10 protein-coding genes and 2 pseudogenes are annotated in these 13596 nt (G+C 70.8%); 5 read left to right on the top strand and 7 right to left on the bottom strand.

All coding sequences use genetic code 11. From position 1 onward, the window contains the following. From VFB40_RS14435 to VFB40_RS14425, 3 genes and pseudogenes are all read right to left on the bottom strand, one after another. Positions 1-853, bottom strand: a pseudogene (locus tag VFB40_RS14435) (alpha-amylase family glycosyl hydrolase); the annotation flags it as partial. A 39-nt stretch (positions 854-892) separates the two neighbouring features. After that, positions 893-1225 (bottom strand): STAS domain-containing protein, encoded by a 333-nt coding sequence (locus tag VFB40_RS14430; RefSeq protein ID WP_324850888.1) that lies wholly within the window; start codon positions 1223-1225, stop codon positions 893-895. A gap of 33 nt (positions 1226-1258) precedes the next feature. Then, positions 1259-1444 carry a hypothetical protein gene (locus VFB40_RS14425; RefSeq protein ID WP_324850886.1) on the bottom strand — a complete coding sequence of 62 codons (186 nt, stop codon included), beginning with the start codon at positions 1442-1444 and terminating at the stop codon, positions 1259-1261. A gap of 212 nt (positions 1445-1656) precedes the next feature. Between VFB40_RS14425 and VFB40_RS14420 the strand changes: the two genes are divergently transcribed. After that, on the top strand, positions 1657-4689 hold the full coding sequence (locus VFB40_RS14420; RefSeq protein WP_324850884.1) for a glycoside hydrolase family 9 protein: 3033 nt from the start codon (positions 1657-1659) through the stop codon (positions 4687-4689). 133 nt (positions 4690-4822) lie between these two features. Here VFB40_RS14420 and VFB40_RS14415 read toward each other — a convergent pair whose 3' ends face one another. After that, complete coding sequence (locus tag VFB40_RS14415; RefSeq protein WP_324850882.1) at positions 4823-6184, bottom strand: glycoside hydrolase family 6 protein; 1362 nt, start codon at positions 6182-6184, stop codon at positions 4823-4825. 292 nt (positions 6185-6476) lie between these two features. Here VFB40_RS14415 and VFB40_RS14410 point away from each other — a divergent pair, with 292 nt between their 5' ends. Further along, complete coding sequence (locus VFB40_RS14410) at positions 6477-7772, top strand: serine/threonine-protein kinase (protein WP_324850880.1); 1296 nt, start codon at positions 6477-6479, stop codon at positions 7770-7772. A 264-nt stretch (positions 7773-8036) separates the two neighbouring features. Continuing rightward, positions 8037-9506: a glycoside hydrolase family 16 protein gene (locus tag VFB40_RS14405; protein ID WP_324850878.1), complete on the top strand. Its 1470-nt coding sequence runs from the start codon at positions 8037-8039 to the stop codon at positions 9504-9506. A gap of 65 nt (positions 9507-9571) precedes the next feature. On the opposite strand, the gene VFB40_RS14400 is transcribed toward VFB40_RS14405, so the two are convergent. After that, positions 9572-11194: a serine/threonine-protein kinase gene (locus VFB40_RS14400; protein ID WP_324850876.1), complete on the bottom strand. Its 1623-nt coding sequence runs from the start codon at positions 11192-11194 to the stop codon at positions 9572-9574. A gap of 354 nt (positions 11195-11548) precedes the next feature. On the opposite strand from VFB40_RS14400, the gene VFB40_RS14395 reads away from it, so the two are divergent. Next, the gene (locus VFB40_RS14395) at positions 11549-12592 is read left to right on the top strand and encodes a phospholipase D-like domain-containing protein (RefSeq protein WP_324850874.1); all 1044 of its coding nucleotides are present in this window, start codon (positions 11549-11551) and stop codon (positions 12590-12592) included. A 32-nt stretch (positions 12593-12624) separates the two neighbouring features. On the opposite strand, the gene VFB40_RS14390 is transcribed toward VFB40_RS14395, so the two are convergent. Together VFB40_RS14390 and VFB40_RS28580 are read right to left on the bottom strand one after the other, a co-directional pair. Continuing rightward, complete coding sequence (locus VFB40_RS14390; RefSeq protein WP_324850872.1) at positions 12625-12939, bottom strand: inositol monophosphatase family protein; 315 nt, start codon at positions 12937-12939, stop codon at positions 12625-12627. Positions 12940-13021: 82 nt separating this feature from the next. Continuing rightward, positions 13022-13186 (bottom strand): annotated as a pseudogene (locus tag VFB40_RS28580) (inositol monophosphatase family protein); the annotation flags it as partial. Between the two features lie 52 nt (positions 13187-13238). Between VFB40_RS28580 and VFB40_RS14385 the strand changes: the two are divergent. After that, positions 13239-13596 (top strand): class I SAM-dependent DNA methyltransferase (locus tag VFB40_RS14385; protein ID WP_324850869.1); only part of this gene is annotated, 358 nt, incomplete at its 3' end.

Raw genomic sequence — 13596 nt, 5'->3', positions numbered from 1 at the left:
GCCCGAGGTGGTTGCCCTCGGCGGTGTGGTTGTAGACCACGTCGAGGGTGACTTCGATGCCGGCCTGGTGCAGTGAGCGCACCATCGCTTTGAATTCCTGCACCTGCTCGCCGCGCCGGCCGGTGGCCGTGTAACCGTTGTGCGGGGCGAAGAAGCCGATGGTGTTATAGCCCCAATAATTGCACAATCCGGAGGACACCAGCCGCTCGTCGTGGACGAACTGGTGCACCGGCATCAGCTCCACGGCGGTGACCCCGAGCGCGAGCAGGTGCTCGATGATGACCGGATGGCCGAGTCCCGCGTAGGTGCCGCGCAGCTCCTCGGGGATGTCCGGATGACGCATCGTCAGGCCCTTGACGTGGGCCTCGTAGATCACCGTCTCGTGGTACGGCGTGCGCGGCCTGCGCTCGTAGCCCATGCCGCCGTCCCAGTCGAAGTACGGATTCACCACGACCGAACGCATCGTGTACGGCGCCGAGTCCGCGTCGTTGCGCGAGTCGGGGTGGCCGAAGCGGTAGCCGAACAGCGCCTCGTTCCACTCCACCTCGCCGTCGAAGGCGCGCGCGTACGGGTCGAGCAGCAGCTTGTTCGAATTGAAGCGCAGGCCGGCGCGGGGCCGGTGCGGTCCGTGCATGCGGTAGCCGTAACGCTGGCCGGGGCCGACGCCCGGCAGGTAGGCGTGGTGCACGAAGGCGTCCACCTCGCGCAGCCGGACCCGTTCCTCCTCGCCCTTGTCGTCGAAAAGGCACAGCTCCACGCGGTCCGCCGTCTCGGAGAAGACCGCGAAATTGGTACCCGCGCCGTCGTACACGGCGCCGAGCGGATAACCGAACCCCGGCCAGATCTGAGTCACGCCGAAGCCCCCCTTTCCCTCGTTGCGGGTTTGGCTTGGCTACTCGGCGACCACGAGGCCGGGCGTGCGGTCCCAGCCGGCCAGCTTGAGCAGCTGGCGCTGGGGGACGGCCAGCGAGCCGGCGATCAGCTCGCGGTCCTGCGCGGCGAGCCGGCGGGCCGCGCGGACCATCGCGAGCAGGCCTTCGGGGCACGCGGCGCGCAGGCCGCCGAGGTTCACCCACACGTTGCCCTCGACCTGCGCGGCCGCCTGGTCGAGAGCGTGGGCGAAGGCGTCGACATCGGAGATGTCCAGCACGCCGGAGACGTTCAATCCTGGCGGATCGGTGGTCGAGGTGAGGACGAGGGTGTCCTTGCCGATGGTGCCGACCATGGGCGCTTGTGCTCCGTCCTGTCGCTCGGCGGTTCAACCGGGCACCGGCCCGATCAGCCATGCCGAGAAGGTGAAGCCGCATACCCGGGCCGGCGCGGCGGAAACGGTCACGGCGGCATGCAACTTTCCCGGCGCGCCGCGGCCGCGCGCCGCGCCGGGGACGCGAACGGCGCTGATGAGCAGGCCTGCCGGGATATCTGCCCGAAGCCCGATCGGCATACCGCCGTTGACGTACGAAACCGGGTTCGTGACTCTCACGGCGGCACAGCCGCGCGCCAGGCGCGGCCGGCGAGCCGGTGACAGCGGTCGGAGGAGTCATGCGAGTAGAAACACGGCGGGCGCCCGCGCCGGGGCGGCACGCCATGGCGGCCGGATCCGGGCGCGGCGGGTCCGGCCGGACGATTCGGATCGGTGAGCGCCGCGTGTCGCTCGTGCGCACTGTGATCGGTGGAGCGACGGCCCTCGCCACGGCCGCCGTGACCGCCCTCGCGATCGTCCCTTCCGCGCACGCGCTCTCGACGAACGGCGAGTTCAACTACGCCGAGGCGCTGCAGGACTCGATGCTGTTCTACGCCATCCAGCGCTCCGGGCAGCTGCCGCCGGACAACCCGGTGGACTGGCGCGGCGATTCGGATCTGTCCGACGGCTCGGACCACGGCGTCAACCTCACCGGCGGCTACCACGACGCCGGCGACCTGGTGAAGTTCGGCCTGCCCGAGGCCTACTCGATGACCATGCTCGCGTGGGGACTGGTCGATTACGGCCAGGGATACTCCGCGGCCGGCCAGACCCAGGCGGCGCTGTCCAACCTGCGCTGGGGCGACGACTACATCCTCTCCGCCTTCACCGGACCGACCACCTTCTACGGCCAGGTCGGCGACGCGAGCACCGACCACTCCTACTGGGGCCCGGCCGAGACCAACCCGAACACCCGGCCCTCCTACGCGATCACCGCCTCCTGCGCGGGCGCCGACCTGGCCGGTGAAGCCGCCTCCGCGCTGGCCGCCTCCTCGGTCGCGTTCAAGACCGCCGACCCGAAGTACTCCGCGCAGCTGGTCACCCAGGCGCAGAGCCTGTGGAGCTTCGCGAACAACTACCGCGGCAAGTACAGCGACTGCATCACCGGCGCGCAGAGCTACTACACCTCGTACAGCGGCTACTGGGACGAGATCGTGCAGGGCGCCATCTGGCTGTACCGCGCGACCGGAACGGCGAGCTGGCTGAACACCGCCGAGAGCGACTACGCGAACCTGCCGCTGGCCAGCCAGTCCACGCTGCACGAGTACAGCTGGACGATCAACTGGGACGACGTCAGCTACGCCGACTACATCCTGCTGGCCGAGCTCACCGGCCAGGCGCAGTACGTCGGCGACGCCGAGCGCTTCCTGGACTGGTGGACCACCGGGGTGAACGGCTCGAAGGTAAGCTACTCGCCCGGCGGCGAGGCCTTCCTGGACCAGTGGGGCTCGCTGCGGTACTCCGCCGACGCCGCTTTCGCAGCCCTCGAATTCAGCGACTACCTGACCTCGAACAGCCTCGACGCGACCCGCGCCGCCACCTACCACAGCTTCGCCGTCGGGCAGATCAACTACATCCTCGGCGACAACCCCAACCACGAGAGCTACGAGGTCGGCTTCACCAACGGCGGCGCCAACAGCAAGTGGCCGCAGTTCCCGCACCACTCCACCGCGCACGACCCGTGGTCCAACAACCTGAGCACCCCGGCGCAGACCCGGCACCTGGCCTACGGCCTGCTGGTCGGCGGTCCGACGAGCGCGAACGACGCCTTCACCGACGACCGCACGCAGTATCAGTACACTGAGGGGGCGCTGGACTACAACGCGCTGTTCTCCGGCGCGCTGGCCAGGCTCACCCAGCAGTACGGCGGCACGGTCGCCGCCAACTTCCCGAAGGCCGAGCTGCCGGACGGCCCGCAGGAGTACGTCCAGGCCGCGATCAACAACCAGGGCTCGAACTTCATCGAGATCAAAGCCCTGATCAACAACCAGTCCGCCTGGCCGGCCAGGCCGATGCCGAACGCCAGCTTCCGCTACTACTTCACGCTCGACGCCGGCGAATCCGCCGCGCAGGTCACGTTGCAGTCCTCGTACAACCAGTGCCAGGCGCCCAGCGCGCCGACGCAGTACTCGGGCAGCACGTACTACATCACGGTCTCCTGCTCGAACCTCGACCTCGAACCGGACGGCGAGGCCGACTACACCAACATCGACTACCAGGCGCAGGTGCAGTTCCGGCTGACCTTCCCCGCCGCGCACAACCCGGCCGAGGACTGGTCCTTCCAGGGCATCCCGACCACGACCAACGCCACGCCGGTCACCGTCGGCGACATCCCGCTCTACTCCGGCAACACGCTGGTGTGGGGCAGCGCGCCGAGCAACACGACGCGGCCCGGCACGCCCGGGGCGCTGGCCGCGAGCGCCGTCACCTCGACCGGCGCGACGCTCAGCTGGACCGCCTCGACCGCAGGCGGCAACGCACTGGCCGGGTACGACGTGTACACCTCGGCCGGAACCCTGGTCGGGACCGTCAACGCGTCGACGACCTCGTACAAGGTGAGCGGCCTCAACCCGAACCGCACCGCGCCCTACGGCTACTTCGTCACGGCCGTCGACACGCAGGGCGAGAGCTCGGCGGCCTCGAACGTCGCGCAGTTCATCACCTCCGGCAACACCTCGCTGACGGCCTCGGCGAGCACCGCGCCCTCGGCTCCGGGCACGCCGCTGGCCTCCTCGGTCGGCGGCAGCGGCGCGACGCTGACCTGGTCCGCCTCGACGCCGGGCAGCAGCGCGGTGTCCGGGTACGACGTGTATCAGCTCTCGCCGACGCCCAAGCTGATCGCCACCACGGCCGCGACGGCGACCTCGTACTCGCTCACCGGCCTGGCCGCCGGGACCGGATACGCGTACGAAGTCGCCGCGCTCGACTCGGCGGGCCGGATCTCCCCGGTGCTCCAGGCGGCGGCGTTCACCACGCTCGCGTCCGGGGCCAGCCCCTCGCCGAGCGCCTCAGCCAGCGCGAGCCCGAGCGCGTCCGCCTCGGCCAGCCCGTCGGCCTCGCCGTCGCAGTCCCCGTCGGCCAGCCCGTCCCCGTCCGCGTCGCCGTCCGCCAGCTCCACCGGCTCGGGCGGCGGAAAGTGCGTCGCGACCTACACCCTGGCCAGCAGTTGGCCCGGCGGCTTCCAGGCCTCGGTCACGATCGCCAACAACGGCAGCACGGCCATCAACGGCTGGACGATCAAGTGGACCTTCCCGGGCGACCAGAAGATCGGCCAGCTATGGAGCGCCGGCTATACGCAGAGCGGAGAGCAAGTCACCGCGACGAACCTCTCCTACAACGGCACGATCGCTCCCGGAAGCTCGGTGAACTTCGGCTTCACCGGCAGCTACACCAACAGCGACGCATCACCGACCTCGTTCACGGTGAACGGCGCCGGATGTCCGTAGTCCCTCCCCGATAACCACACGAGGGCCGCTCCCGACCAGTGTCGGGAGCGGCCCTCGTGGTTGTCCCGCCACGCGGGACACAGAGTGCTTACATGCGCTGTGGCACTAGAACTGTGGCACTAGAACTGTGGCACTAGAACAGCGCCGGCTGGGCCTCCTGGGCCAGTTGCAGCGCCTGCTGCGGGAACCACGCGCCCGCGGCCGGGTCGGTCAGGCCCCACAGCGGGTCGAAGAGCTGCTGGCTCGCCGCGTCGGTCGGCCAGCCCGGCTGCGTGTACGCGGTGTAGTCCCACGCGCGTACGCCGCCCGCCGCGTCGCACTGGCCGTCCGACTGGCCCGGGATCTTCACCCACAGATACGCGTCCAGCAGCGGGACGCCGGTGCGCGCTGTCGGGCGCAGTCCGAGCCCCGACGCGGGCGGGTTGCACCAGTTGCCAGAGGCCAGCTTCGAGACCACGCCGGCCGGCTGGTTGTACGGCGCGGCCGCGTAGGCCTGCATGTTGTTCGGGCCCTTGCCGTTGCGGCTGGTGTCGATGACGAAGTGGGTGCTGGCCACCGCGTCGCCCATGTTCTGCGCGTACCACTGCGTCGTCAGGTCCCAGGTGCTGAAGTCGTTCGGGTTCGCCGGGTAGTACTGGCTCGCGCAGTTGCCCGGCTGGTTGTAGGACCAGTTGTTCGGGTCGGTGACCATCGCGATGCAGTCCGAGATCCAGGTGCCGTAGTCGAGCAACTGCGGGTCCGCCTGGTAGTTGGACACGTTGAGGAAGAAGCCCTGCGCCTGCTGCACGTCCCCGGCCAGCAGCCGTTGCGCCATGGTGCCGACCGACTGCCACGCGCTGTGCGTGCCGTCGAGGTACACGCTGGCGCCGGGGTCCTTCTCGAGAGCCGTCACCGCGTAGTCGATCTCGGCGATGCGCTCGGCGTCGGTGAAGGGATAGGTGGTGGAGGGCAGGCCGCAGTTGGACGGCATGTTGCCCAGCGCGTCCGGCTCCAGGATCACCACGGCCCGCGCGTGGCCGATCCCGGCGGCGAGGCCGTCGATCCAGGCCTGATAGGCGGCCTGGTCCAGCGCCCCGCCCGCGGAGTACTGCGAGCAGTCGCGGCCCGGGATGTCGTAGGCGACCAGGACGGGCACCGCGCGCTGCAGGGCGGCCTGCCGGATCGTGTCGTGCGCCTGCTTCTGCACGTCCGCGGGCGTGCCGCTGGTGAACCAGACGGCCTGCGGCGTCGTGACCATCCGCGTGAGCAGTGCGGCGTCGCGCCAGTCGCCGCCGCGCAGCAGCTGCTTGATCTGCGTGACGGCGCCGGCGGAAGGCTGCGGAATGAAGAAGCGGGTGTCCGCCGACAGGCTGTGCCCGGACGCGGACGGGATTGCGGTCGAGGCCGGACCCGCGGTGTCGGCGGCGGCCAGCCCCGGTACGGCGGCCACGCTCACGGCGCCCAGCGCGAGGGCGGTGAGCCCCTGCCACGCGCGGCGGCCAGTTCGTGAGAACAAGGCATCTCCCCTTTGAAGACGCGAATGAAATCGAGTCGAACAGGTAGCGGCCTGAAGCTACGCACCAGCGGTGCCAAGTCAACGTCGGATGATCGGGCGTTCGAAAAGGTGGCGCGCCTGTGTCCGCGCGACCAGCCGCACCCGGACCGCTGTCGCCGCGAGTTACCTGACTGGCCGTGAAAGTTTCTTTTCGGGCGATCGCGCGAATGCATCCGGCGCGAGTGGCAACGAGGAAGGCCGGAATCGGGCCGGAGTTGGTGAGAAAACAGTGTGGGCTACTGACGGTACGACGTTGGTCGATCGGTATCTGCTCGAGGCCCGGCTCGGGCGCGGCGGCATGGGCAGCGTGTGGCGGGCGCGGGACCTGGTGCTGGGCCGGCAGGTGGCGATCAAGCTGACCGACCGCGCGGGGGTGGGGCGCGGCTCGGCCGAGCGGCGGCTGCGGCGCGAGGCGATGGTCATCGGCAGTCTGACGGAGCGTCGGCTGGCCAGGGTCTACGACTACTTCGAGACCGACGACGGCTCGTTCATCGTGATGGAGCTGGTGCACGGCGAGAGCTTGTCCGCGCGGATCAAGCGCGAGGGCCGGCTGCCGCTGGCCGAGGCGGTGTGGATCGTCGCCGAGTGCGCTGAGGCACTGCACGCCGCGCACCGCGCCGGGGTCGTGCACCGCGACGTGAAGCCGTCCAACATCATGCTCACCGGGTCCCGCGGCGCGGCGCAGGACGGCAATGCGGCGCAGGACATCAAGATCGTCGACTTCGGCATCGCCGCCCGCACCCGTCCGGCGCCCAGCCGCAACCCCTGCTCGCAGGACGCGGTGGAAATCGAGACCGAGACGATGACGGGGAACATCGTCGGCACCATCGCCTACCTCGCGCCCGAGCGCATCTCCGGCGCGCCCGACAGCCCGGCCGCCGACCTCTACTCGCTCGGGGTGCTGTTCTACCAGCTGCTATCCGGACGCCTGCCGTTCGAGGCCAGCGAACCGATCGCGGTGCTCTGCGCGCACGCCGACGGCCGCGCGGCGCCCCTGCCCGCCGACATACCGCCGCCGGTCGCGGAGCTGTGCTTGCGCCTGATGGCGCGTGACCCGGCGGACCGGCCGCCCTCCGGCGCGGCGGCAGCGGCGGAGTTGCGCGCGCTCGACGTCGAGCACCCGGAGCGGCTCTGGCCGCAGCGCCACCCGGCCGCCGAGCGTGGCAAGGCTCTGGTGTCCATGCTGCGGACCGGTCCCGGGCAGCGCGTGGGACGACAGGCGAAGGCACTGGTCGCAGCGGCGTCGGTGGCGACGATGGCGACGGCCGGCTGCACGGCCTGGCTCGTGGCGGGATTCGGCACGCAGGCCGCCGCCGGTACGACGCAGCCGAACGCGATCACGCATTCGGCCAGCCCGACCTCCCCCGGGCCCGGCTCGGCGCACGCGGTCTCGGCCGTCGTACCGCCGAGTCACTCGTCCGCTCCCGTCGCGCACTCCGTCCCGATCCAGCCGAAGAGCAGCGCACCCGCGAAGCAGGGCGACGGCGGCGGGGGTGACGCGGGCGACGGCGGCGGACCGGCGCACGGCAAGCACAAGGGCCACGGCTGATCACGCCGGCCCCGGGGGAGGTAATTTTCGCGCCGGCGAGCAGCGGCCTCACCATCACCTGTTGACGCGCGGGAAAACAGGTCGCATACTCCCAGTTGCCTGTTCCGGAAACGTTTCCGGAAGCCCCGTCCGCGCCGCCATCGCAGAACCCACCCGGCGGCGTGAAATCACGTCGCGGCCAGGCCGGCCGCGCAGCGCTGCGCGGCCGGCCCGCGACGTCACCCCCACCCACCCGCAGTGTTTTTCTCTCGCGCAGGAGCAAGGATGCTTCGACCCGCACTCAGACGCCGCCGCGTCGCCCTGGCCATCGCCGCCGCGCTCGCCCCCGTCGCCGCAGCCACCACGGTGCTGGTGCTGCCCGGCGCCGCGTCAGCCGCCGTGCCCGCCCCGCCCTCCGGCTGGACCACCGTGTTCAGCGACGACTTCAACGGCGCCGCGGGCACCGGCCTGAACACCGCCAACTGGCTCTACGACCTCGGCACCAGCTATTCGGGCGGCGCCGCGAACTGGGGCACCGGCGAGGTGGAGAGCGAGACCAACTCCACCGCGAACGTCTACCAGGACGGCGCGGGCCACCTGGTGATCAAGCCGATCCAGAGCGGCGGCTCGTGGACCTCGGGCCGGGTGGAGACCCAGCGCACCGACTTCGCCGCCCCGGCCGGCGGCGAAATGGAGATCACCGCCTCGATCGAGCAGCCGAACCCGGCCGGTGGCGTCGGCTACTGGCCGGCGTTCTGGGCGCTGGGCGCGGCGGCCCGGCCGGTCGGCGCGACCAACTGGCCGAGCATCGGCGAACTCGACGTCATGGAGGACGTCAATGCCCTGAGCGAGGTCTCGCACACGCTGCACTGCGGCGTCGACCCCGGCGGTCCCTGCAACGAGACCACCGGTATCGGCAGCGGCCTGCTCGCCTGTAGCGGCTGCCAGACCGGCTACCACACGTACTCGGTGATCGTGGACCGGCGCACGGCCGGCGCCGAGCAGCTGCGCTTCTACACCGACGGCGCGCTGCAGCTGACCGTCAATCAGAGCCAGATGGACGCGACCACCTGGGCCAACGCCGTCGACCACGGCTTCTTCATCATCCTGAACGTGGCGATCGGCGGCGCGTACCCCAACGCGATCTGCGGCTGCACCTCGCCGAATTCGGCCACCAGTTCCGGGGCCGGGATGAGCGTGGACTACGTAGCGGTCTACCAGACCGGCGGCTCGACCTCCTCGCCCTCCGCCTCGGCCAGCCCGTCGGCGAGCCCGTCGTCCACCGGCGGCGGCAGCGGCGGCGGAGCGTCCTGCACCACCACGGCCACCGCGAACATCTCGGCGGACTGCTACAACGCGTCGCAGGGCGCGGTGACGGTGAGCGCGGCGAGCGGCGACACCAATCCGTCCGGCGTCGACGGCAACCAGGTCCCGCAGCTGACCAACGGCGAGTATCTGGAATACAACAACGTCAACTTCGGCAGCGCCGGATCGACCCAGTTCGACGCCAGGGTCGCCTCCGGGGCCGCGGGCGGTGTCAGCGGCCTGGTGAACGTGGTGCTCGACAATCCCGCCAACGCGCCGATCGGCAACTTCGCGGTCGGCAACACCGGCGGCTGGTCGAGCTGGCGGACGATCCCGGCGAACATCGCCAAGACCACCGGCACGCACAACGTGTACCTGGAGTTCCAGTCCGGAGCCGGAGGCAACCCGCCGTTCGTCAGCCTGCACTACTTCGATTTCCCGACCAGCTGAGCCGTCGGCCGGTCGATCTGTGACCGGTTGACCAGTTGACCGGCTGAACCGGCACGGAGCCGGGGTCACTGCCCGCCGGAGCCCCACACGGTGGCGGCCGCGGTGACCCCGGAGTCGTCCGTCGGGAAGCCGGTGATCCGCAGCACGGCGACCTGCCGGTAGGCGGTCAGCGCGCAGATGATCTCGCCGACCGAGACGTGCTGCAGCTGCCAGGTCCCGTGCGTGAACGCGAAGTCGCGGCACTGGGTGCCTGTGGGAGTGCCGGTACCCGTCCACAGGGCGAGGTTCTGCACGTGCGGGCTGTTGCTGGTGACCTCGGCCGCCGGCGCCGGGGACGCCTCCCGGATGTCCCCGTGGATCTCGCCGGTGGCGGGCGCCGGCGGCCTCGGGTCGAGCCACATGCCGATATCGGTGAACTTGATGGTCCCGGTCCACACCACGGCGTCCACCGGCGGCGGCGGGCGGCCGTCGCCTGGTCCGCCGGGGGGCTGGCCGCCGGGACCGGGACCGTTGAGCTGCGGCGGACCGCCGTTGAACGGCGTCGCCGTGCTCTGGCCGCCGCTGGCGGCCTGCAGGGCGGATCCGTGGCTCGCACCCGAGGCCGAGGAGCCGGATCCGGACGCGGCGGACGGCGAGCCGCTGGGCGAGACGACCAGCGCGACGCCGGTCGCCGTGCCGACGACGGCGAGCGCCGCGGCGAGCCCGGCCAGGGCGCGGCGCGAGGGGCGGCGACGGGCTTCCGGCTCCTCGGCCCGCCGCGGCATTTCGCTCGGCCGCGCCCGCGGATCGTCGTCGGCGCGTGCGCTGCCCAGCGTGAGTTCCGCGAGTGCGGCGCGGTACGAACCGATGGCGAAGACGACCGGTTCGGGCAGCCAGTCCGCCGCGCTGCCCGGCGGCTCGTCGGGGGTGCAGGTCTCCAGGATCTCGGCCGTGGTGGGCCGCTCGGCCGGGTCCTTCGCGAGGCAGGACTCGATGAGGGACCTGATCTGGCGCGGGCAGCCGGCCAGGTCCGGGCGCTCGTTGACGATCCGGTAGACCACCCCGAACTTCGGGCCCTCGCCGAACGCGGGCCGCCCGGTGGCCGCGTAGTGCGCCAGCGCGCCGAGCGAGAAGACGTCCCCGGCCGGCGCCGGCGGCTCGCCGAGGACCTGTTCCGGCGCGACGTACTGCGGCGAGCCGATCATCATGCCGGTGAGGGTGAGCGGCGTGGCGTCGGCGGCGCGCGCGATCCCGAAGTCGATCACCCGCAGGCCGTCCGCGCCGAGCACCACGTTCGCCGGCTTGAGGTCGCGGTGCACGATCCCGGTCTCGTGGATGGCTTGCAACGAGGCCGCGATCCCGGACATCAGCACGATCACCGCGGAGACCGGCAGCGGCCCGTACAGCTCGACCGCGTCGGCCAGCGTCGGTCCGGCGATGTACTCGGTGGCCAGCCACGGCGCCTCGGCGTCCGGGTCGGCGTCGAGCAGCGGGGCGATCCCGGGCCCGGACACCTGCCGGGCCGCGCGCACCTCGTGGCCGAACCGGGAGCGGAACGTGCGGTCGTCGGCGAATTCCCGGCGCAGCACCTTCACCGCCACCGGCCGCCCGGTCTCGTCGAAGGAGAGGAAGACCTCGCCCATGCCGCCGCCGCCGAGCCGGGCGCGCAGCCGGTAGTGCCCGATCTGAACGGGATCCTGGTCGCGCATGGGATCGAACATCCCGGGGGGAGCGTGCACAACCCACCTCACGTACCGGGGTTTCGAAGTCGAGCTTCGACTATATCAATCGGTCCCCGCGTCAGCCCGTGTTACCTGCGAAATTGTCCGCAACCTGCAGCGTGCGCGCGGCAGGAACCGGTACAAACGTTCAGCCGCCGCCTTGATCACGCGTTTGAGCCGGGGCCCTGCGAGCACTAGAGCGGCGACCACCCGAGAGCATCAGAGCCCTGCACCGGCGCAGCCGCGTGCGCCGAGGGTCCCGAGGAGTGTTCGCCAGTGGCGCGCCGCAGGAGCAGAACCCGATACGGAAGAAGCCGCAGCCGTCGTTCGCGCGGCCGCCCGATGCGCTTTCAGACCGCCCTGGTCGCCGCCATCGCCATCGCTGCCGGATACGCGTACTTCAACAGTCACGGCGAGCTGTTCAAGCAGCAGCCGAAGCCGGGCGCCAGCGCCCAGCCGAGCGGGCAGGTCCCCCCGGCGCAGAGCTCCGGCTCCGCCACCGTGTTCGTGTTCTCCAACGGCGCCGAGCAGCCGAGAATCGACGACTTCATCAATTCCGCGACCAAGAGCCTCGATATGACCATGTACGAGCTCTCCGACACCACCGCGGTCAACGACCTGGTCACGAGGCACAAGGCAGGCGTCAACGTGCGCGTTATCCTCGACCAGGCCGAGAAATCCACCGACCAGGCCGCGTACGACACGCTCACGGCGGCCGGCGTCGGCGTGGTCTGGTCCTCCCCGTCCTTCGCCTACACGCATCAGAAGACGATCACGGTCGACCAGCGCGAATCCCTGATCCTGACCGGGAATCTGACGTCCAAGTACTATCCGACCGGCCGCGACTACGGCGCCTTCGACACCGACCCGCGCGACGTCGCCTCAGTCGTCAGCGTGTTCGACGCCGACTACGGTCATTCGGGTTCGAATCCCGACGACGCCGACGGCCTGCTCTGGTCGCCGCCGACGGCCCGCTCGCGCATTCTCGACGTGATCGACCGCGCGACCAAGACCCTCGACGTGGAGGGCGAGGAATTCAGCGACAGCGCGGTGGTCGACGCCATCGCGGCCCGCGCGAAGGCGGGCGTCGCGGTGCGCGTCATGGTCGAATCGCCGTCGTCCTACCGCAGCGAAATAGACAAAGTCCGCGCGGCGGGGGGAAAGGTTTCCGGTTATTCGTCGAGCACCGGCCTCTACATCCACGCCAAGGCGGTCATCGCGGACGCCGGCCAGTCGGACGCGCGCATGGAACTCGGCTCGATGAACCTCACCTCGACCTCGCTCGGCCGCAACCGCGAACTGGGCATCGTGCTGACCGACGCGAACGCCTGCCGCTCGCTCGACGCGCAGTTCTCCGCGGACTTCACGGGCGCGGCGCCGCAGTGAGCGGAGCCGCAGTGAGTGGGGTCGGCGGATATTCATTCGGCTGAGGCGATAGCGTCCAGAATTCCTCCGTGCAGGCCGCGTTTCGCGAAAAGCGCGGTTCCGGTGTCGATGCGCCGCTGCCCGGCGAGATCGCTGAAGACGCCGCCGGCTTCCTCGACGACGGGTATCAGAGCGGCGATATCCCACGGTCCGGCGGTCATGAGCAGGAAGGCGTCGAGCTGGCCGGTCGCCACCAGGAGGCCGCCGTGACAGGTGCCGGTTCCGGCGGACGGCTTCGCGGGAGGGGTTGCACGCGCAGGATCGACGCCGGTCCAGTCGAGCGCGGGGCGGGTGTGCGCGGCGCGCACGGCCAGATTCGCGGCGGCGCGCTGTTTCGCTGCCGCCCGATTCCTCGCCGAGGAATTCATCGTCGGGATACTCCTGCCGGATACGCGAGCGCAGCGTGTATTCGACCTCGTGGTCGGCGTCGGTGACCGGGCTTCCGTCATCCTTGACGCGCGCGGCCAGCGGCCCGGCGCTGCGGTGGCGTTGCGCGATCTCCGCGGCGAGGTCGGCCAGGTGGTGCGCCAAGGCCAGGTCTGCGGAACGCGCCATGCCCCAACTCTTCCCGCGTAGTTGAACGGCCAGCCATGCCAGGATGGCCCGCATGTCTCCCGCTCTCGAGAATCCGGCCGGACCCGCGGGTCAGGCTGTGGCCGACGGCTACGACGACTTCGCCGAGGCGTACGCCGCCGAGACCGAATCCAACCTCATCAACGGCTACTACACCCGGCCCGCGGTCCTCGACCTGGCCGGGGACGTGGCCGGGCGGCGGATCCTCGATGTCGGCTGCGGCGCCGGTCCGCTGCTCGAGGCGTTGCGCGACCGCGGCGCGGTCGTCACCGGCGTCGAGCCCGGCGCGAAGATGCTGGAGCTGGCCAGGCGGCGGCTCGGCGACGGCGTGGAACTGCACCACGCCGGTCTGGGCGGCGGCCCGCTGCCGTTCCCCGACGGCGCGTTCGACG

Origin of the sequence: Actinocrinis sp., from assembly GCF_035650855.1 — a bacterium.
Lineage (GTDB): Bacteria > Actinomycetota > Actinomycetes > Streptomycetales > Catenulisporaceae > Actinocrinis.
Note: the sequence above shows the minus strand (reverse complement) of the source record. Positions and strands in the feature narration are given on the sequence as shown.